This is a genomic window from Dysgonomonas sp. Marseille-P4677, from assembly GCF_016652235.1.
Lineage (GTDB): Bacteria > Bacteroidota > Bacteroidia > Bacteroidales > Dysgonomonadaceae > Dysgonomonas.
The window spans coordinates 1-18,732 of sequence record NZ_JAEPKU010000080.1; the positions used below are offsets into that span (position 1 = coordinate 1).

The 18,732-nt window shown below is 37.3% G+C and carries 24 protein-coding genes; 18 read left to right on the forward strand and 6 right to left on the reverse strand.

All coding sequences use genetic code 11. The annotated features are described in order from the left end of the window. Nucleotides 1-40: 40 nt before the first annotated feature. From JGH11_RS13220 to JGH11_RS13285, 14 genes are all read left to right on the forward strand, one after another. Entirely contained in the window at nucleotides 41-577 is a 537-nt protein-coding gene (locus JGH11_RS13220; RefSeq protein WP_201112557.1) for a hypothetical protein, read from the forward strand. A gap of 106 nt (nucleotides 578-683) precedes the next feature. Next, entirely contained in the window at nucleotides 684-1,244 is a 561-nt protein-coding gene (locus tag JGH11_RS13225) for a hypothetical protein (protein ID WP_201112559.1), read from the forward strand. A gap of 40 nt (nucleotides 1,245-1,284) precedes the next feature. Then, nucleotides 1,285-1,713: a hypothetical protein gene (locus JGH11_RS13230; RefSeq protein WP_201112561.1), complete on the forward strand. Its 429-nt coding sequence runs from the start codon at nucleotides 1,285-1,287 to the stop codon at nucleotides 1,711-1,713. Next, nucleotides 1,710-1,913 carry a hypothetical protein gene (locus JGH11_RS13235; RefSeq protein ID WP_201112564.1) on the forward strand — a complete coding sequence of 68 codons (204 nt, stop codon included), beginning with the start codon at nucleotides 1,710-1,712 and terminating at the stop codon, nucleotides 1,911-1,913. Before JGH11_RS13230 ends, JGH11_RS13235 begins: the two co-directional genes overlap by 4 nt. After that, entirely contained in the window at nucleotides 1,900-3,765 is a 1,866-nt protein-coding gene (locus JGH11_RS13240) for a hypothetical protein (RefSeq protein ID WP_201112566.1), read from the forward strand. The genes JGH11_RS13235 and JGH11_RS13240 overlap by 14 nt, the downstream gene beginning before the upstream one ends. 2 nt (nucleotides 3,766-3,767) lie before the next feature. Continuing rightward, nucleotides 3,768-3,995, forward strand: coding sequence for a hypothetical protein (locus JGH11_RS13245; RefSeq protein WP_201112568.1), 228 nt, complete (start codon nucleotides 3,768-3,770; stop codon nucleotides 3,993-3,995). Between the two features lie 63 nt (nucleotides 3,996-4,058). Further along, a complete protein-coding gene (locus JGH11_RS13250) occupies nucleotides 4,059-4,523 on the forward strand; it encodes a phage holin family protein (protein WP_201112570.1) in 465 nt (154 codons plus the stop codon). Further along, complete coding sequence (locus JGH11_RS13255; RefSeq protein WP_201112572.1) at nucleotides 4,507-4,908, forward strand: N-acetylmuramoyl-L-alanine amidase; 402 nt, start codon at nucleotides 4,507-4,509, stop codon at nucleotides 4,906-4,908. The genes JGH11_RS13250 and JGH11_RS13255 overlap by 17 nt, the downstream gene beginning before the upstream one ends. After that, nucleotides 4,905-5,321 (forward strand): hypothetical protein, encoded by a 417-nt coding sequence (locus JGH11_RS13260; RefSeq protein ID WP_201112574.1) that lies wholly within the window; start codon nucleotides 4,905-4,907, stop codon nucleotides 5,319-5,321. Before JGH11_RS13255 ends, JGH11_RS13260 begins: the two co-directional genes overlap by 4 nt. A gap of 251 nt (nucleotides 5,322-5,572) precedes the next feature. Beyond that, entirely contained in the window at nucleotides 5,573-6,007 is a 435-nt protein-coding gene (locus JGH11_RS13265; protein WP_201112576.1) for an SRPBCC domain-containing protein, read from the forward strand. 28 nt (nucleotides 6,008-6,035) lie between these two features. Then, on the forward strand, nucleotides 6,036-6,428 hold the full coding sequence (locus JGH11_RS13270; protein ID WP_201112578.1) for a VOC family protein: 393 nt from the start codon (nucleotides 6,036-6,038) through the stop codon (nucleotides 6,426-6,428). 12 nt (nucleotides 6,429-6,440) lie between these two features. Further along, on the forward strand, nucleotides 6,441-6,869 hold the full coding sequence (locus JGH11_RS13275) for an SRPBCC domain-containing protein (protein ID WP_201112580.1): 429 nt from the start codon (nucleotides 6,441-6,443) through the stop codon (nucleotides 6,867-6,869). Between the two features lie 179 nt (nucleotides 6,870-7,048). Further along, nucleotides 7,049-7,630, forward strand: a complete 582-nt coding sequence (locus tag JGH11_RS13280; RefSeq protein ID WP_201112582.1) for a sugar O-acetyltransferase — start codon at nucleotides 7,049-7,051, stop codon at nucleotides 7,628-7,630. Nucleotides 7,631-7,718: 88 nt separating this feature from the next. Further along, nucleotides 7,719-7,991, forward strand: coding sequence for a hypothetical protein (locus JGH11_RS13285; protein WP_201112584.1), 273 nt, complete (start codon nucleotides 7,719-7,721; stop codon nucleotides 7,989-7,991). Between the two features lie 124 nt (nucleotides 7,992-8,115). On the opposite strand, the gene JGH11_RS13290 is transcribed toward JGH11_RS13285, so the two are convergent. From JGH11_RS13290 to JGH11_RS13300, 3 genes are all read right to left on the reverse strand, one after another. Beyond that, complete coding sequence (locus JGH11_RS13290) at nucleotides 8,116-9,666, reverse strand: glycoside hydrolase family 43 protein (protein ID WP_201112586.1); 1,551 nt, start codon at nucleotides 9,664-9,666, stop codon at nucleotides 8,116-8,118. A gap of 562 nt (nucleotides 9,667-10,228) precedes the next feature. Beyond that, nucleotides 10,229-10,459 (reverse strand): winged helix-turn-helix domain-containing protein, encoded by a 231-nt coding sequence (locus tag JGH11_RS13295; RefSeq protein ID WP_201112588.1) that lies wholly within the window; start codon nucleotides 10,457-10,459, stop codon nucleotides 10,229-10,231. A gap of 336 nt (nucleotides 10,460-10,795) precedes the next feature. Continuing rightward, a complete protein-coding gene (locus JGH11_RS13300; RefSeq protein ID WP_201112590.1) occupies nucleotides 10,796-11,461 on the reverse strand; it encodes a DUF2461 domain-containing protein in 666 nt (221 codons plus the stop codon). Between the two features lie 217 nt (nucleotides 11,462-11,678). On the opposite strand from JGH11_RS13300, the gene JGH11_RS13305 reads away from it, so the two are divergent. After that, on the forward strand, nucleotides 11,679-12,260 hold the full coding sequence (locus tag JGH11_RS13305) for a hypothetical protein (protein ID WP_201112592.1): 582 nt from the start codon (nucleotides 11,679-11,681) through the stop codon (nucleotides 12,258-12,260). Between the two features lie 92 nt (nucleotides 12,261-12,352). Here the strand turns inward: JGH11_RS13305 and JGH11_RS13310 are convergent, their stop codons facing one another. Then, complete coding sequence (locus JGH11_RS13310) at nucleotides 12,353-12,832, reverse strand: TspO/MBR family protein (protein WP_201112594.1); 480 nt, start codon at nucleotides 12,830-12,832, stop codon at nucleotides 12,353-12,355. A gap of 77 nt (nucleotides 12,833-12,909) precedes the next feature. Between JGH11_RS13310 and JGH11_RS13315 the strand changes: the two genes are divergently transcribed. Beyond that, a complete protein-coding gene (locus JGH11_RS13315; RefSeq protein ID WP_201112596.1) occupies nucleotides 12,910-13,815 on the forward strand; it encodes a TIGR01777 family oxidoreductase in 906 nt (301 codons plus the stop codon). A 381-nt stretch (nucleotides 13,816-14,196) separates the two neighbouring features. Beyond that, complete coding sequence (locus JGH11_RS13320; RefSeq protein ID WP_201112598.1) at nucleotides 14,197-15,072, forward strand: AraC family transcriptional regulator; 876 nt, start codon at nucleotides 14,197-14,199, stop codon at nucleotides 15,070-15,072. Between the two features lie 320 nt (nucleotides 15,073-15,392). Here the strand turns inward: JGH11_RS13320 and JGH11_RS13325 are convergent, their stop codons facing one another. Next, the gene (locus JGH11_RS13325; protein WP_201112599.1) at nucleotides 15,393-16,868 is read right to left on the reverse strand and encodes a hypothetical protein; all 1,476 of its coding nucleotides are present in this window, start codon (nucleotides 16,866-16,868) and stop codon (nucleotides 15,393-15,395) included. Between the two features lie 533 nt (nucleotides 16,869-17,401). On the opposite strand from JGH11_RS13325, the gene JGH11_RS13330 reads away from it, so the two are divergent. Beyond that, a complete protein-coding gene (locus JGH11_RS13330) occupies nucleotides 17,402-18,115 on the forward strand; it encodes a S24 family peptidase (protein ID WP_201112600.1) in 714 nt (237 codons plus the stop codon). A 91-nt stretch (nucleotides 18,116-18,206) separates the two neighbouring features. On the opposite strand, the gene JGH11_RS13335 is transcribed toward JGH11_RS13330, so the two are convergent. Beyond that, entirely contained in the window at nucleotides 18,207-18,674 is a 468-nt protein-coding gene (locus JGH11_RS13335) for a MaoC family dehydratase (protein ID WP_201112601.1), read from the reverse strand. Nucleotides 18,675-18,732 lie beyond the last annotated feature (58 nt).

The following is an 18,732-nucleotide window of genomic DNA, read 5'->3' on the forward strand; positions in this document are numbered from 1 at the left end:
GTATTAATATTCAATTTAAATAATAAAAAAGTAAATTACTATGTCTTGTAAATTAACTTCAAAAATAACAAAAGATAATTGTCATTATACGGTAGCCGGTGTAAAAGAAATTTATCTGATAAATTATGATTCCGAAAACGAATATACACTCGATGCAGACGGAGGAATAGACTCTATTTCCCTTGCCGATAGCGATAAGGCTTATAAAATAGATTTTGTAGACAATACTGCATCTTTCTCCGACGAACTTGCTGTCAACGGCAATGGTGGTAAATATCGCACACATACTGTGAATTTCACAATAAGTAATTACGACTATGAGTTCCTTAATCAGGAAAAAGCATTGAGCCTTGGTAAATTTACGGCTGTGGTTGTTGATAAGTCTAACAAAGCAATTGTTTTGGGACGTAATAATGGATTGAGCGCAACGGCGTTCAACTATGCTTCCGGAGCAGCTGATGCCGATGCTTATGGTTGGACAGTGACAATGGCCGGTACAGAAATAGAAATGGGACGCTTACTCAAAGATGTAAGTGTAATCTCCGCTATTGCCGACAAAACAGTGGTAGCTCCATAAATCCAGAGGGCTCACAGCCGTTAGCATTAACTCTAAAAAGTTAAAGGCTAACGGCTCATTTATTAACTGCTATTGGCTCTTGGCTAATGGCTAAAGGATTAAAATAATGACATGTAGGCTGTTAAAAAATATAAAGCATAGCTGTGAATATAATCCCGGGGGAATAACAAATATTTATTTACTTGATATCGGAGATTTTAAAGCATATCATTTTACGGATGAAAGTTTGTTCGATAGATGTTATGTGGAAAGGATAGAAACACCCGAACCATTTTGGGAGATAGGTGCAGTAAGTGAAAGCTCATTTACCGAGACTCAAGACGGTGGTGTTTACAAGCAAGGGCTATCAACTTTCGTCCGCACTCTCAGTGGTGACAAGTTATCGAGTTTGTTACTGACTACGGTAAATAAATATTTAGTGGCTTTTCGTACTTCGCAAGGGAAGATGTATTGCTTTGGCAGTGATGGAGGAGCTTCTCTTTCATTTTCGCAAATAACAGGTCAGATGGGTGAAGCATCGGGCTACCAGATAACAATAAATAAAGAATCGGTATTTCCTCTATTCGAAATAGATGCTTCACGTTTCAATATAATACCTGTACTTGGAACTGAAGATAGACGTATAGTTATGACTGAAGATACTAAAAATGCAATATTGATTTACTAAGTAGAAGACAATGGAAATATTATCAATTAAATAAATTAAAATGGCAAATGATACAAGAAAATTAGATCCGGTAGGACTCTCGTCTTTACCCACTATAGAAGATCCGTCAGGCTTCTGGATATTCGGTTCTAAAAGTGAGGGTGACGGAACGCTTACATCAGGTAAATATCTGTTTGATAAATTGGCCGAGTATGCTCGTAATCTTCAGCTCGAACGGCGCATTGCTCTGACGATGGAAAATAAAGAAATGAGAATGTTTATAGGGGAGGAAATGACTATATATAAGATAGATACGTTGAACGTTAGTTCACTTTCTATCGATGTTGAGTCATTTTCCAAACCGGATAATCAAATATTAAATAAAAAGGTAGAAAAAGGCTCATTGGTGAAGTTTTCGATCGAATATCAAACAACTGATCCTACAGCTTATTTATTCATTTACGCAAAAGCAAAATTGGAGGAAGTATGATATATGAAGTAAAGAAAGGTGATGTAATTCTGGAGGTTGATGATAATATATTCTTCGAAGAACAGCCGAGTGTGTTTAGAGAGTTATTTGACAAACATGTAGAGTCTGGAGTTGCAGATTTTGATAATTGTAATATTTTGGTGCTTAATAATAAGCGAGTGATAATAACTGAAAAATTGGAAGAGGATGGGAAAGTATAATTTTAAAGATGTGTATTATACATATAATGGAGATAATCCAGAAACTGTTTTATCATATTCTACCTTATTCTATTCATTAGTAGGTGTTGGTTCTGGTCGCTCAAGAGAAAGGCCAGGAAATGGAAGTGCTGTATATTCATTAGGAAATAAAACAGCAAATATATTTGGAACAGGTTATTTTAAACTCAACTTGAAATCTGGAGGAGCGAACAATGATAATATAAATATAATTGGGACAGGAATAAAGGATACTACTTTCAGTAATGAAATTGTAGGATCTACATGGAAGCCATCTGGAAATAAAAATTGGTATATAAAAGATGCTACAATACAAGATCTAATAATTACTACAACATCAAATGGCGATAATAGTATATTTAATTTCAAAAATTGTGAAATAGTTAGTTTTTCAATTGGTACATATGTTGTGGTTAGTTTTACTAATTGTTTAATGCGAACAGGGAATGGTGGCTCTGCTAATTCATATGTGGGTATTAACATCGCAGATTTATATGGCAACTTAAATTTATATGATAAATGTAAGATTGTTATACCAGTAAGTTCTATTACTGGTACCCTATCTAATAACCGTTTTGCTTTCAATGACTGTGAGTATAAAATAGGAAATGAACCGGAGTATTTGCCATTAAATGGAGATACGGAATCTGAACTAAGGAATGATTTCATTTCGAGATGTACAGCACAAGGAATAATTGTACCCAATGTGAAAAATGTGGATAAATCTTTACCATTAGATAAATGGGTTTTTGCAAAAAAATCGGCAAAGGAAGGATTAGTAATAAAAGACTCCATTATTCATAATTTTGAAAAATATAGTAATGCTTCATTTGGCTACAGTAACTTTCGTGGAGATTTAATACCCATCACTTCAGATTCAAATATACCTGGTAGTTTTTCTCCATTTAATCCAGCAGATAAGGCGATAGTGGCTAATGATATTATATCATTAAATGAAGCTATAGATCCTTCTCAAAAAAACATAGTATTTACTGATTCTAAAATAATATGGTTAGAGGGTAAACATCAATTGAAAACATTGGATATCATACATAATTTACCGATGATTTATGGTTTAGGATTAGATGCTACAAATGCTTTATCATCTATGCCAATGCCTAAAGACTCTATTGAGGAAGGAAAAACATATCTGGTCAGATCAAGCGATAAGCAAAACGCCACTGTGGTGTATAATGATTTAACCTATAATACATCTTTATTGGCACGGAATAATGTATTTAGAGGAGTAATAGGAAAGTCTTCATTTACAGGTTCAGATAATGTAGAGGTTTATGAAATCTTAGATGAAGTATTATACCAAACCATCCAACTTCGTATCGTAAACCAAATTCCATCAGAAGAGATCGTTAGTGGAAGTCTTCAACCGGACTATTGGTATTTTGTAGATTATAAAGACTCAGCAAAAAAAGATGGTAAAATTATCTACAACGGAGTTAGCTATGGTGCAACAGATTCTTTTGTAGCCAAATCGGGATTATTAACTTACACTCCTCACGAAAATTTAAGATTACGCCGATGTTGGCATAAGGAGTTTGAATTTAAAGATGGTATATCAGACTATGATTTTTGGTTAAAAGAACAAAAACCAGAATGGATAGATGTTCTACCGGAAGATCCCCGATGTTTAATGAAAAATAATTCGAATGTAACAATTGAGATGCAAAGGGGTAGTGATGGTAAATATATAGCATCCGGTCATCCTGATTTTTATAATAGTATAATAGGATACTCTGGTGTAAAGCTTCCCGGATACCCAATAAAAGGAGCATATATGCAGATTAGATTGGTAATATCTACCCTAAACCCTATGTAACTATGGCTGATTTTGAGAATGGATTACCACCAGAAGGTGTGGATGTAAGCAACATGAAAATCAATGCAGTCCTGATTGGCAAATCAGAAGTTTCTGGAAATGCAGATGCTTATAAGGTTAGTGCTGTTCTGATCGATAAATCGGAGGTTCAAAAACAGCAAGTAAATCAAATCAGTGCTGTTTTGATAGATAAAGAGCCCGCAGGGCGAAACAGTTCAATGTTTCTATAACAGAAATAGCCTCCGTTTCTTTTATGAAACGGAGGACTTATTATTCCTAATAATTTATATCCAATGGTATTATTTATTGAGTCGTTGCTTATCGGCGATTTTGTTACACTGCGCTTCAAACTTGCCATAGTTGCTATTATGTGGCTTCTTGTCACATTGTCGATGGCTATCGATCTTGTAAGCGGATGTCAGAAGGCAAAGCAACGAGGTGAAATTCGTACTTCTTACGGACTTAGGCGAACAGTCTCTAAAGCTGTTCTTTATTACGCTTTGATGCTGTTTGCCTTTATGTTCGACTGTATTGGTACATTCTTCTATCCCCAGCCGTATATCACAATGATTGCGGCAGCTTTTCTCATCTTTATCGAATGTAAATCGATATTAGAAAAGGCACACGATAAGGATAAGTGGAAGATAAACAAGAGCCTGGAGGACCTAAATATTATACTCGAAAATAAAGATGACCTATTGAAAGGGTTATCTGAAATATTAAAAAATAAATCAAGAGAAAATGAGGAAGATAGATAAAATTATACTTCATTGTTCGGCCACAAAAGAAGGGCAGCATATTACAGTAGACGATATAAATGAATGGCACAAAGCCCGGGGATTTGCAAAAATAGGCTATCATCATGTTATTTATATCGACGGAACGGTTCACAAAGGGCGTGACGAATCACTAATAGGCGCGCACTGTCTGGGGCATAACTCCACTTCGGTAGGAGTGTGCTATATAGGAGGTCTCGATGAAAAAGGGAATCCGAAAGATACCCGTAATAAAGGGCAAAAAGAAGCTTTAGTCTCTTTGGTTAAAGATATTAAATCAAGATATCCCAATGCAACGGTTCACGGACATAACGAATTTGCGGCAAAGGCCTGTCCTTGCTTCGATGTAAAAAAAGAATTCAGATGAAAGACGAATCTCGTATAAATACAATTATCACTATTATTTTGATTACTCTTTTGATAATTTTTTGTTTATCGTCATGCAAGACACACACACTATATGTGCCTGTAGAATCGATAAAGACAGAATACAAAGATCGTATCCTGCACGATTCGGTTTATCGCTACGATTCGGTTCTCGTAAAATTGAAAGGTGATACCGTATTTTTTGAAAAATACAAATATCTCTATCGTGATAAGTTCGTCCGCGATTCTATTTTTATGACAGATAGTATACAAGTTCCTTACCCTATACATGTAGAAAAAGAGGTAAATAGACTTTCTTCTTTCCAATCTTTTCAAGTATGGTGCGGAAGAGTTTTGTTACTGCTGATTATCGGGTGGGTTGGAGTAAGCTGGGTAAGAAAGAAATTTTTGTAGCTATATAAATTTCATTCATCTAAATCCAAACACAGGTAAATGCCTTTCTACTACTTCGAATAGTATAAAGTCTGGCTTTACCTGTGTTTTTTCTATTTCCTGAATTACCATTTTCCGGTTGAAAATAGATACTATACTTTTCTTTTAAGTGTCTCTGTCTTTATTTATATTAACTAATAGGAATGAACACGGACAATATCTCTTATGTTTATATTAAATATACTGATTATCAACTTGATTTTTGTCTTATCATGAAACACGAACCCATAATAATAGAAAAAATATATCCGGATCCAATCTCAAAAGTATGGAAAGCCCTTACAGATAAAGAGCAAATGGAAGAATGGTATTTCACTATCGATAATTTCGAACTGAAAAAAGGTGCGTCTTTTGACTTTTCTGTGCCCTACGAAGGACAGATATTCAATCACCGATTTATAATACAGGAAATAATACCCGAAAAAATATTAAAACATACATGGGCACATCCCGGCCATAGTAAAGGCGAATCGATGCTCACATGGAGTCTCGAACCTATAGAAGGTGGAACCAAAGTAACATTGACACACGAGGGTACTGAAAATTTTGCAGGTTCAGGCCCTGAGTTTACACCAGAAAGCTATAGGGCAGGATGGGAAGAAATACTGGGAATTTATCTTAAGGAGTTTCTGGCAAAAGAACTCTGATTTTTTTAACAATTAATACAATATTAATATGGCAGCTAAAACAAACCCTGTAGTATGGTTCGAGATCTATGTAAATAATATGGCTCGTGCTCGTAAGTTTTATGAAACCGTTCTGAACGATAAATTGGAAAAAATGCCTATGGTCAACAATGATCATTCCGAAATGTACATGTTCCCTATGTCCGACGATATGTCGGCTCCTAATGTATCGGGTATGTTGGTGAAGATGGAAGGAATAGAAGCCGGAGGAAATAGTACCATCGTATATTTTGGAAGTGATGATTGCTCTGTCGAAGAAAGTCGTGTAGTAGCTGCCGGAGGAAAGGTAATACATTCTAAGTTTTCGATAGACGAATATGGTTTTATATGTCTGTGCCTCGATACCGAAGGTAATTGTTTTGGAGTGCATTCGATGCAATAAAAATTTATAAGTATGGAACAAAAAAGACAAAGTATAAGAGTAAGTATCAAAGTAGTTGCTCCTCTGCATGTGGTTTGGCATTACTGGACAGACCCTACCCATATCGTTAACTGGAATACGGCTTCTGACGACTGGCATACAGTAAGCGCAGTAAATGATCTCAAAGGCGGAGGATGGTTTAGTTCACGTATGGAAGCAAAAGACGGTTCCGTCGGATTCGATTTCGAAGGCCGTTATGATGAGGTGGTGCCGAATGAAAAAATTACTTATACTTTGTCTGATGGACGTAAAGTTAAAGTAATATTCAAAAGCAAAGGAAATAAAACTGAAATAGAGGAAACGTTTCAGGCTGAGGATCAAAATTCTATAGAACTGCAACAACAGGGTTGGCAGGCTATCCTCGACAGATTTAAATATTATGTCGAATTGAACGAAAAATAAGAGCGATCCAACAAAATATGAAAGAGCAGCAGGTTATTTTCCCTACTGCTCTTTTTGCAGATAAAAATAGTCGTATCACACATCTTTTATCTAAAATGCTTATATTAGGACGCTGTAACAAATAGCTTTAGCTATACATTGTTATAATAGAAAAGTTTAACCATTGGATAACCAAAACTATGACAGAAAAAGAAAAGGCTGCTAAAGGCCTGCTATATAATGCAAATTACGATCCGGAAATACTTTCAGACAGAGAACATGCCAAAGAAGCTCTTTATCATTACAACAACCTGCATCCGGCCAAGGTGGATGAGCGAAAGCTCGTAATCAGGAACTTGTTGAGCAAAATAGGACATGAGTTTACTATCGAACCTCCTTTCTATTGCGACTATGGCTATAATATAGAAATTGGAGAAAACTTCTTTTCCAATATGAACTTTGTCGTTCTCGATGGAGCTAGAGTTACTATTGGCAATAATGTTTTCATAGCACCCAACGTCGGTATCTATACTGCTGGACATCCTTTCGATGTAGAGCAGCGAAACCAAGGACTGGAATATGCATATCCTGTAACCATCGGCGATAATGTATGGATAGGGGCAGGTGTGCATATCCTTCCGGGAGTAACTATCGGCGACAATACGGTAATAGGTGCCGGCAGCATAGTATCGAAGAATATTCCTGCCAATGTTTTGGCGGTAGGCAATCCCTGCAAAGTAGTACGTGAAATTACAGAGGCGGATAAAAATAAATATAAATAATATAATAACGCACACAACGATGGATACAATGGAGAACACAGACTAAAATCAAGAACAAGAAAAAAAAGACCCCTCTTATTTAGACAAGGTGACCGACGGAATAATGGAAATACCATTTCGCATCGGAGAATCTATAACTAAACTGGTAAATGCGGATAAAGAAAATTCAGCAATTTCGGATGAAACAACCGATAGCAATATAATTGATAAAATAGTTGACGGTATAGGAGATATTATAGAACCAGTACAGGAGGTCATCAGCGATTCGGTGGGGCATATCGCCAATGGGGTGACTAAGGTAACCAAAGATTTGGCCGAAGGTGCAGCCGATGGACTTGGAGATATAGATATAGATTTTTAAATACAGGCCGGTCTGCCTACAGAGTTTATTGTAGAAAAAAGACTTATATCCGACTTTACAGATTTTGATTTAACTGATTTTTGTTCAGGTAAATCAAAACCTGCATAAGTATGGATATTCTTACCTAAAATTTATTTATCAGATCGAAATAAGAGAAGGTTGCATTATTATCACTGCCATTATTTTCGATAAGAAAACCAACACGTAGCCCTCGTCCCCACTGAGGTAAGAACGCAGCGTCGATGCTTTTGTTGTCTTTAGGATATATATTCCACTCAGTATTATCGGACGACCAAAGGAAGCGGAACAGTCTGCCGCTAACGGCTTCTATCTTGATATGGACAGAAGCAGAGTCTCCGCTTATAGCTTCGCTATATACTTCTTCTTTTTTGTTATCCTGTATTTTAAAAAGTTTTATTTTAGCACCTTCAACACCCCAAGCGTACAAACTCTTTGCACTTCCGTATACTGTAAGGCCTTTGAAGTTTGAACCTTTACCGATAATTTCGGTACTCATTGTATAATTGCCTGATTGGGAATTTACTCCCCAGAAAGACAATCCGCTTTTTTCGTTAACGATGGTGATACCTTTACTGTCTTTAGTTACATTTGGTTTTGATGTATACATATCCCATTGCCAATAAGTATTGTATTTCGGGGTTTTAAAATTGTCTCGGATATCGATATTTCTTTTCTGCACTGTTCCTGCAAACGGAACAGGAGCTTGCGCAGTGGGTGTATCTCCATATCTGAAATATGGCCAGCCTGTATTGTCGTCCCACATCAGCTCATCGAGCAAAGCCTGACGCCCTACGTATTCAAAATCGTGGGCATTGTAAGCATGATACAGATAAAAATATCTGCCTTCGGGCGATTGTACCAACGTACCATGTCCCGAACATCGCCAAGCTGTACCACCTTGCAGTATAGGTTTAGGCTCGTATTGTTCCCATTCGCCTAGCAGGCTTTTAGCACGTGCTACATGTACACGGTAGTCGCAACGGTTGTCGCAGCATCCGCCCACCGAGTAGAAATGATAATAATAGCCATTTCGTTTTACGATACATTGTCCTTCGTCACCACGTTCTATCCAACCTTTTGCCGGATCGGAGAGGGTAAAGTGTTCGCCTTTGAGCGAAAGCCCGTCGGCCGATAGTTCCGATGCCAGTATTTCGATCGGACGCTTATCCAGCCCGTAAGCCTTCCATGTGATATAGAGCTTGCCATCGTCGTCTTTGAAAACATATGCGTCGATTGCTTCTTTTCCCCATTCGATGATAATGCCATGGTCGGTAAACCCTTTTCGTATATCTGTTGTAGTAGCCACCCCGATGCAGGAAATGTTATCACTTTTGCGACGGGCGGTATAATAGGCAAAATATGTGCCGTCGTTGTAATACAATTCGGGTGCCCAGCAGTCGCCTACTATCCACTCCGGCGGATTGTTGAATACGGCTCCTATACGTTCCCAGTTGACCAAGTCGCGCGAATGGTATAGAGGATAGTTGGGGGCAAATTCGGAAGTAGTTCCGGCGGCGTAATAGTCTTCGCCCACACGGATAACACTAGGGTCGGGCAAGTCGCATGCTATAACCGGATTGCGATATGTTTGCTCCACATTTTGGGCACAAAGCGAAGCCGATAGAAATAGAAAAAAGAGAATCAGTTTATACATAAATGCTAAATTAAAAATGTTTTTCAGGTCTTAAACCTATTTGTTTATATATGACGAATAAGAAGGGATGATCCACGATGTTTTTTGCAAAAGGCATTAATTTTGCTTGCGTATCTGTTCCCTCGAAAGAATATTGATACAAATATAAGTTTTAATTATGAATGAAGTTTTCTCTTTTGTAACGGAGGACGTATTTTTTATTCTCAGACTCTCGGAAGTCGAAATAACAAAGGCTGACGCTCGACAGAAATATTGATTCCCTGATCAGGTGTCAGCCAAAAGTAAGCAGTGGTAAAAATATTGATATCTTTCGATCTTTGTCTGTTTTCGGATATTATCGATTGCAAGGAGTAGGGGACTTTGCCTTCGATAGGTTCAATGTGTCGCAAATGTTTAAAATGCAGGGATTGTTGCAGTTTTGGAATTCCCTACATGTCATTAAAATAAGGCACTAGTCAGAAAGCCGGCAAAGCATTGGTATGTCGGCAACAGATTAAGATTTGTCTTGTAATTTTCCATCAAGAAAAAGTCAGGAAAAATAAGCCTTTAAGCTTATTTGCTTTTAATAGTAGTTTTCGGATAAAGAACTGGTAAGGTTCACATATAGTGTACCTTCATTGTCGCTCAGTTCTACTTTATCTTCTTTTACTAACCATCCAAGAGCAAAAAGCATCATAGCTTCCTTATATCCGGTCATTTCAAGGATTTCTTTTACTGACAAGCGTCTTTTTTCGGATACGATACGCCAGATTGTACCGGCATTGATAGTGATATCATGTTTCAAAACGTTCATGGTGGTATGGGATTAATAATTGAATAAAAGAATAGGGGTACACAGTATCACCTATTTTACCGAAATATCGTAAAAAAAGAGAGAGGTTACATCGGATAACGGAGGTAGTGGCGCCGTTATTGTGACTTATTTCTACACAAATCATTATCCAAGCAGGGCGTGCAGTCATGATAATAATTAAATAGTTTCCGTCTGTAACACCAAACGAAATACTATTTGGCAATATCTTTAATAAAATACTTACCTAAAGATAAGAATTATTTATCAAACAATCAAATATTTATATCCGAAATTTTATTTTGTGTATATATGACGTATTATATAGTTGTGTATCCGCTAATCTTCGAGCAGTACATCGTTTAAGAAGCGATTCAAAGGTTGCATTAGTTTATATATACTTTTGATGTGTGGCACAAGGCCGTCGCTTAGCAATTTGTCTTCCGATATAGGTTTTAGTGCATAAAAATGCTTCAACTTCATGTATTCGGCTGAAGGATGGTCTTTGTAGAAACCGTTAGGCACTCGAGTAAGCATATCGTCGTCGCGATACAGATCGCCTATCTCTTTTTTGAAACGCTTCTCATCCAATATCTCTTTGAAATATTCGAAGTCACTATATATACCTTGCCTCATTTTCTTCAGCTGGTCGGGCATAAGCATATAATGTCCACAAGATACGAAGCTTTCAGCAGGATCTATATGTAGGTAATATCCCGACGATTTTCCAAGGTTGCGAGGTGTGAATACAGCACCGAAATGCGTTTTATATGGCGATTTATCAGGAGAAAAGCGAACATCCCGATATATGCGGAATATACATTTCTTAGGCTCTAGTGTTCCCATTTCGGGTTCGATGGAGGCAATAGCTTGTATAACTTCACCTACCAAATGTTCGAAATCTTTACGGGCACGTTCGTACCAATCCTTGTTTTGGGCAAACCATTCACGGTTGTTATTAGCTTTGAGAGCTTTTAAAAAATCGAGTGTATCTTTTTTCAACATAGTTTTTAGTTTATGAATTGATTCTTAAGCCTGAGCAATGAAAATAAGTAGTCGATCGATGGGCTTTCTTTCTCACAACAAATACAAATATACCATGTATTTTTGTTAAAAAATCATTTATTGTATATTTATACGGGGTTAAATAACGTTAGAATATTCAATATACTTAATGTGTATATGTATCTTTAAAATGACTAATATTTTTAAAATGAAAATAATGAAACAAGTTAGATACCAAAGGTTGTTCGTTGCCATTTTATTCCTGTTTACACTCAGTACAGCATCTGCACAAAAGGATAAAGATAAGGACGAAGACCGAGTATATTGGAACGAAAGACAACAACTCGAAGTTGCCGATTTTGGTATCCATACTCAGAATATGGAAAGTGGCGCCACTTCGGCCGAGTTTGCAATAGATTATCAGGTGAGCAAATTTAACTTTGTTACCAAAAACTTCAATAAGAATGTCCGCAACTATATGGTAAAATCTACTTCTCAAATAGATACTACAGGCAATGTACAGCAATATTTGCTCTATCAGCAAACACTTTTCGATCTCAGCGAGGTCTATGCCCGGGAGTTGAGGAAAGCATTGCGCGAAAATAGGAAATTGCTTATCAGAAGTACAAGTGTAGCCGATGAGCTAAACTGGAAAGTGATGTCGGAATTTATGTCTCGCCGGGTCAGGTACACGCAAGAAACCAATTCGGCCGGCGATACAGGTAAGCAAAAAGAATGGGAAAGGCAGATCGCATACGAACTTAATGAACTGAAGGATTTCGCCTACGATAGTAAATAATATATATATATATATATTATTATATACACTACTAGCCCGAGTTATAATTTACGGGAAGAAATGGCCGGCATTATTACCGGAAACGTACATCGTCAATTATATATTACAATATACAGATTGAGGTAAGACGCAAACGCAACCCAAGCCAGGTATGGAAAAAAGAGAATTGAAGATACTTTGGCTAAAGAATACGTTTCTATAATATAATATATAATGACGCCCAGAAGCAAGAGAATGTTGATCAATCCAAAGATCGGACTTTGAAGATAAAAGAAAGTAATACTCCACATGAAGTTAAAAAATAACTGCACGAAAAATATTTGGATAAAAAACGATTGAAGATAATAATGCTCCTTCAATCGATCTGAAGTAATAATTAGACCTACCGACAATCCCATACAGATATACAAGATGCTCCATACTATAGGAAAAACAATATCGGGAGGTGAAAGCGAGGATTTAACCAAATGGGGATACCACTCTACAATAGATTCGGACTGAAAGTACCGGGCTGTATAACCAACTAGAAAACAGACCAGAATAGAAATAATTATATATATTATTTTTTTCATATACTCAACTCTTTGCCTATAAACATTTTTATAAAGATCATTGTTCATTAAATATAAACAATGTAACCACATCCGATATGCACATATTTATAACAGGAGGTACAGGGTTAATTGGAAGCGCATTGATAGCTACGTTACTACAGCAAGGAGGATATCACATCACAGTATTGACCCGAAGTAAAGAAAAGTTGGATAAGAAATGGGGAAGTCGTGTTGCATACTGTCCCTCGCTAGAGCAGCTAAACTCTCTCTCCGGATATGATGTAATTGTCAACCTGGCCGGAGAGCCCATCATCGGAAAACGATGGAGCAAAATGCAGAAAGCAAAATTGTGCAATAGCCGTTGGGATATAACCCGCCGTCTTACCGAACTGATAAAAAATAGTGATACGCCGCCTCGTGTATTTATATCGGGATCGGCTGTTGGATATTATGGTGCGCAGAGCGATCAGCCCATCGACGAAAAGGCTTTACCTCACGACGAGTTTACTCATCGACTCTGTAAAAAATGGGAAGAACTGGCCTTGGAGGCACAAAGCGAAAAGACTCGTGTTTGCATCTCCCGTACAGGAATTGTAATGGCCAAAGAAGGAGGTATGTTGTCGATGCTGACATTACCTTTTCGCTTAGGATTGGGATGCTCATTGAGTAAGGGTACACAATACATCTCATGGATACATATACAGGACATGGTGAATGCCCTGATATTCTTGATGAATACGCCGGAGGCACAAGGTATTTTTAATCTTACTGCACCCGGTTCTGTTACAAACAAACGATTCTCCAAACTGCTATCGGCAACACTTTATCGCCCCTGCCTATTTCGCATGCCTGCCTTTATAGTAAAACTGGTATTGGGAGAATCTGCAACAATGCTGTTGGATGGACAGCGGGTTGTGCCGCAACACCTTCTCGATCTCCATTTCCAATTTTTGTACGAGCGCCTCGACGGCGCATTAGCTAGTGTGTTGAAGGGTAAATAAAAATTGAGCAACCCCGCTCTATAAAACAAAAGGAAAGAGCTGACAGCTCAGATTTTATCGGACTATGAGTAAATTTTGTTACGAACCTTGTTGATATCATTTTTGGTTTATTGTATATTTTTGGTAAAATTTTGTCAAAAAAGTCTTATTTTATAAAATAAAAGACTATATTAGTAAAGCACAATGATGAGTTAGTAAAATCAAGATCGCTTCAGAATATCTATAAAGTATAGAAATGAGTTGAATTTAGATGAAAAATGGCCAGGAATGATCAAACATGATGCTATATTCCTTTATTGTTATACCATATTTCCTCTCGATGCAAATCATATGAAATGAAATCCTATCTTTACATCAAAGTATTGAGGACAAAGCTTTATAATGGAGTACAGCACTGATAGAGGACCATCAGGACGGAATAGGAACGAATATGTCACTCTGGATGATTTTAATTATATAATGGATACAGGGGTTTTTCCCCAAATCAGGCCGATATTAAATCAACCATCAGGTATATTAGTCTTTTGTCTAGAGGGAAGCGCAAAGGTTAACGTATATACGCAAGAATATTGGTTTAGCAAAAACCAGCTTATTGTAGTACTGCCAGGTCAGTTGATATCGGTAAAAGAAAAAAGTGAAGATTTCAGGATTAGTTATTTTCTGGTTTCACTAGAGTTTATCGAAGACATACTGAGGGGTATACCGAGACTGTCGCCACTGTTTTTTATATACATGAGGAGGAAGCATCAGTATATGTTGCAAAGGGATGAAGTACATCGGATATCCCAATACTTCAAATTGGTAGATAGCTGGGTGCAGCCTGCCGATAAGCTTTTTCGCAGAGAGTATGTAGTTAATTTATTGAGATTGCTCTATTTGGATCTGTATAATAATTACATAAGCAACCTGTTGGCAATAGAAGTGTCGTCGTACAGAAGAAAGGAACAACTCACTTACGATTTTTTCCTTCTGGTAATGATGCATTTCAAGGAGTACAGAGAGATCGCTTTTTATGCCGATAAACTCAGGATTTCTCCTAAATACCTGACTTCTGTCATAAAAGGGGTTAGTTACAGATCGCCAAAGGACTGGATAGTAGATTATACAATAATGGAAATAAAAGCATTGCTGAAAAATGCGGCATTAAACATACAGGAGATTACCGTAATGATGAATTTTTCGAGTCAGGCTTCAATGAGTCGTTTTTTTAAAAAGCATACAGGGAAATCGCCTACTGAATATAGATTGGGCAAATAAAATATATAACGGGGACCAATTTGCCCGAATGAAACTGTTGGGATGACACTGTCCCAATACGTAGTTTTGTAAAGTTTGTGTTAAGGTTGGGCCCTGTGAGTCGTGAGATTTACAGGGCCTGTTTTATCCAAATTGAATGAGAAATTACACAGGGTTATGTTTATCAATATCTAAATTGGTATTGCATATAAAATAGAAGGGCACGTGCATCTCGCACATGCCCAACCCAACCTTAAGACAAATTAAAAACTACACAGAGTAGAATTGTGTTGATAGAATTGTATCTACAATTTTATATTTTTATATATCCATATCATCATTTATTCTTTTACACAACGTACCGAGTTGCCTTTTGCACGATAATCACGGTCATCGACTTGTGTATAGTATGGTTTAAACCACAAGCGGTACGATGTGCCATAAAATTCACTCGCTGCCCAAACATATCCTTCCACTCCAACCATTTTCAGATCTCCCGTTTGTGGATTGCGGTATCCGGCAGCAGGGTAATATCCGGCAGTACCCCAGTCTTCACCTTTGCCCTTGTCGTAATTGATTCCGCTAGTTGTCAATCCGTACCAGATAGAAGCATTGGCCGATCCTGATTTAGGCACTCTCCATCCTTTTGGGCATGGATCGAAGACTCCTTTTGTTCCATCACTTTCGTTCCAAAGATGATCATTTCTTACAGATGATGAAGTACTGTACCAATCCTGATTGCTAGTCGAAGAATAATAGAACGTAAGCGGGTTCGTAGTGGCATTCGACAGGTTGTTTTCGCTTTGTACCTCTTTCTTTGATATGCTTACGGTTTCTCCCGTAAGGCTATAAAGCGCTTTTTCTGTCTCGCAGTCTACAGTAGCCGAACCCGGAAATGGGTCTTTTCTGCCCCACTGGTATAATAGTCCGGATGTTCCTGTGCTGCCCGGTATTACAGTGAGTGCCCCCAGATTACGATCCATAAATATTTTGCTGTTGCATATTTTTTCACCAGCCAATACGTTCGGATTGTAGCTTGTTACCCATATATGCCAGCTCCAGCGGACAATGTTGTTTATTTTTAGTTGTACAACGGCATTTCCTTGTTTCCCATTACTGTTGGTAACTACTCTTATTTTCGATGCAGTTCCTTTATCTCCATTTGCAAGGGTGACCTTTTCTATAAGGCCCTCCCTATCTTGCCATAGCAATTCGGCACTAACTGCCCCTTCCATTTGCGCTTCGTCTATATTCAGCATTTGAGTCCAGACGGAGTAGGCTTTAATGACAGGGATATCAATCGTATTGCTATTTGCCGCAATGTAAGAATTAGGCAGCTTTAGGGCTAAAGGGTCGTATATTGAAGTTGGGGTTTCGGGATCAGCAGATCCTCCGCCCCCGCCTCCACTTCCCGGATCGGTATTCCCGGGCGAAGAGGATTCGGTGAACTTCAAAATGTCCCACGTCTCTCCATTCCAGCAGTATAACCCCTGAACGAAAGGACTTGTTTTTGACATATTATAAACCAACAAACCTACATTTTTGATTTTCTCTTCACTATACCCTACCTCTGTAGGGTTGATAAAAGGCTCTAGAGTTTTCGGGTCTACTAGAGCTACACGGGGCAATATCAGCCCACCTGTTTTGCTCGTTACATTGTTGTTGTCAGGCTCTTGATCTTTCAATTGCAACAACCCGGCCTTTGCAGGCGCTGCTCCCAACCCTATTGTAACCTGAGAATGTATATCAGGCGTTAGAAGGGTGATGGTGATGAAAGTCAGTACACTAAATCTTGTTTTCTTTGTGCAAGTCTTCATTTCACTTTTGCAACTTGTTTGCGAATAGAATAATTTGTTTAGTTTTCATCCATCATTTTCAATATAGTTTTTTTTCTATGAAAAATAACCGCACTACGTTTAGTGCGTAGATTAAACTCAGTTTGTTCTTGCGAACGAGTTTTTTAATAACATATTCACGCTTAGCTTATAAAATACACACAAAAATAAAGTAATATCTCTCAATTCAAAACAAATTGGGTGAAATATTTCTAAATTTAACTATTTGTATAGGCCTATTTGTGTAGAAATAAGACTATGTGATAGTGTAATTGTCTAGCCTACAGAGGTATTGTTTTTATATTTGAAAATATTAATAAAGGTTAATAATTATGTATTGACGAAAAAAATATAAGAATTAGTGTATTAAAGTATAATTTATAATAAAAAAAAGAGTATATTTAATCAAAAATTTAAGACATAAAGAATTAAGGCTATCTTTGTGAGATATTTTACATATTGCCTTCTGTATATATGCTATATATGCAGATTAGGAATGAAATAACTATACACTAATGAATAAAGACCTAACTCAAAAAGAGAGAATTATACAATTTATCGAAAAAGAGGGTATAAGTAAAAATAAGTTTTATACCCAAACCGGAATTTCGAATGGCACTTTAGACAAAAAGAGTGGAATCACAGGAGATACCATTTTTAAGATTAGTAAGGCATATCCCGATTTGAATCTGGAATGGCTCATTACGGGAGAAGGGGAGATGATGAAGTCATCTATATTTCCGTTGTCAAACAATATGCAAACAATACGTGAGCAATATGCGGCATTGGTAAATATAGATCCCGAGATGTTGACCGATAAAAGCTTTCAGGCTCCGGATTCACCACTCGAGCTGATTCCTATATTTGCTTATAACGAAACGCAAAAACATTTAGGGTATTTGTCTATACCCAACTTGGGTATGTGCGATGGTGCCGGTATTATAAAGACAGATAGTATGTATCCGCTTATAAAGCCGGGCGACATTGTTTGCTACAAAACAGCAAATAATACTAATCATATACACTGGGGGCAGGCATATATAGTGTTGGTGACGATAGATGGAGAAGAGTTTCTTACAATAAAGAATCTTGAGCAATCTGAAGTTGGTGAAAACTATGTAAAACTGACAGGATACAATCATGTATACAATGCCAAAGATGTGCCTATCGAATGTATAAAGTGGAAGGCTCTTGTAAAAGCATATGTTAGTTATAATTCGGTAATGTAAAAGAGATTATAAAAAAAATAGAGGGTTGACCAAGGTAATAATCAAATATTACTTTTGTGTCAACCCTTTTTGGTCATTCTTTTTTATCCTTTCAGCTGTTGAAGTGATATAGGAAAATAACATTTTCTTCCAAAGCGTTTTTCGGAGAGTCTTTGATCTCCAAAACCACTTTCAGTTCAGCTTTTGCTATTCCCCGCAAATTGACAAGCGATGCCAGTACAACCCTTAGGCGTACTTCGCTGTCGACTACAACTGCCTGATTAAATTTTAGTTTTTCGATGCCGTAATTTATAAGCATCTTAATATTATTTACTTCTATGATCTGGTCCCACAAGTATGGAAGAATAGATACCATAAGGTAGCCATGCGCGATAGTACTCTTAAATGGACTTTCTACTTTAGCTCTGGCCTCATCTACGTGTATCCACTGATAGTCGAGAGTAGCTTCCGCAAACTTATTGATGCGGTCTTGTGTGATTTTCAGGTAATCGGAAGTACCCAATTCTTTTCCTACGTACTTTTCAAAGTCTTCATAGGAATTAATGATAAGTTTCGCCATATAATAGTTAATTAACAAATCTAAAATATAAAAATATCTATATTAAATGATATAACCA

Bases quoted from the DNA above. Each gene is read 5' to 3' on its own strand.
- JGH11_RS13220 (WP_201112557.1), top strand. From the start codon at position 41: ATGTCTTGTAAATTAACTTCAAAAATAACAAAAGATAATTGTCATTAT.
- JGH11_RS13225 (WP_201112559.1), top strand. From the start codon at position 684: ATGACATGTAGGCTGTTAAAAAATATAAAGCATAGCTGTGAATATAAT.
- JGH11_RS13230 (WP_201112561.1), top strand. From the start codon at position 1,285: ATGGCAAATGATACAAGAAAATTAGATCCGGTAGGACTCTCGTCTTTA.
- JGH11_RS13235 (WP_201112564.1), top strand. From the start codon at position 1,710: ATGATATATGAAGTAAAGAAAGGTGATGTAATTCTGGAGGTTGATGAT.
- JGH11_RS13240 (WP_201112566.1), top strand. From the start codon at position 1,900: ATGGGAAAGTATAATTTTAAAGATGTGTATTATACATATAATGGAGAT.
- JGH11_RS13245 (WP_201112568.1), top strand. From the start codon at position 3,768: ATGGCTGATTTTGAGAATGGATTACCACCAGAAGGTGTGGATGTAAGC.
- JGH11_RS13250 (WP_201112570.1), top strand. From the start codon at position 4,059: ATGGTATTATTTATTGAGTCGTTGCTTATCGGCGATTTTGTTACACTG.
- JGH11_RS13255 (WP_201112572.1), top strand. From the start codon at position 4,507: ATGAGGAAGATAGATAAAATTATACTTCATTGTTCGGCCACAAAAGAA.
- JGH11_RS13260 (WP_201112574.1), top strand. From the start codon at position 4,905: ATGAAAGACGAATCTCGTATAAATACAATTATCACTATTATTTTGATT.
- JGH11_RS13265 (WP_201112576.1), top strand. From the start codon at position 5,573: ATGAAACACGAACCCATAATAATAGAAAAAATATATCCGGATCCAATC.
- JGH11_RS13270 (WP_201112578.1), top strand. From the start codon at position 6,036: ATGGCAGCTAAAACAAACCCTGTAGTATGGTTCGAGATCTATGTAAAT.
- JGH11_RS13275 (WP_201112580.1), top strand. From the start codon at position 6,441: ATGGAACAAAAAAGACAAAGTATAAGAGTAAGTATCAAAGTAGTTGCT.
- JGH11_RS13280 (WP_201112582.1), top strand. From the start codon at position 7,049: ATGACAGAAAAAGAAAAGGCTGCTAAAGGCCTGCTATATAATGCAAAT.
- JGH11_RS13290 (WP_201112586.1), bottom strand. From the start codon at position 9,666: ATGTATAAACTGATTCTCTTTTTTCTATTTCTATCGGCTTCGCTTTGT.
- JGH11_RS13295 (WP_201112588.1), bottom strand. From the start codon at position 10,459: ATGAACGTTTTGAAACATGATATCACTATCAATGCCGGTACAATCTGG.
- JGH11_RS13300 (WP_201112590.1), bottom strand. From the start codon at position 11,461: ATGTTGAAAAAAGATACACTCGATTTTTTAAAAGCTCTCAAAGCTAAT.
- JGH11_RS13305 (WP_201112592.1), top strand. From the start codon at position 11,679: ATGAAACAAGTTAGATACCAAAGGTTGTTCGTTGCCATTTTATTCCTG.
- JGH11_RS13310 (WP_201112594.1), bottom strand. From the start codon at position 12,832: ATGAAAAAAATAATATATATAATTATTTCTATTCTGGTCTGTTTTCTA.
- JGH11_RS13315 (WP_201112596.1), top strand. From the start codon at position 12,910: ATGCACATATTTATAACAGGAGGTACAGGGTTAATTGGAAGCGCATTG.
- JGH11_RS13320 (WP_201112598.1), top strand. From the start codon at position 14,197: ATGGAGTACAGCACTGATAGAGGACCATCAGGACGGAATAGGAACGAA.
- JGH11_RS13325 (WP_201112599.1), bottom strand. From the start codon at position 16,868: ATGAAGACTTGCACAAAGAAAACAAGATTTAGTGTACTGACTTTCATC.
- JGH11_RS13330 (WP_201112600.1), top strand. From the start codon at position 17,402: ATGAATAAAGACCTAACTCAAAAAGAGAGAATTATACAATTTATCGAA.
- JGH11_RS13335 (WP_201112601.1), bottom strand. From the start codon at position 18,674: ATGGCGAAACTTATCATTAATTCCTATGAAGACTTTGAAAAGTACGTA.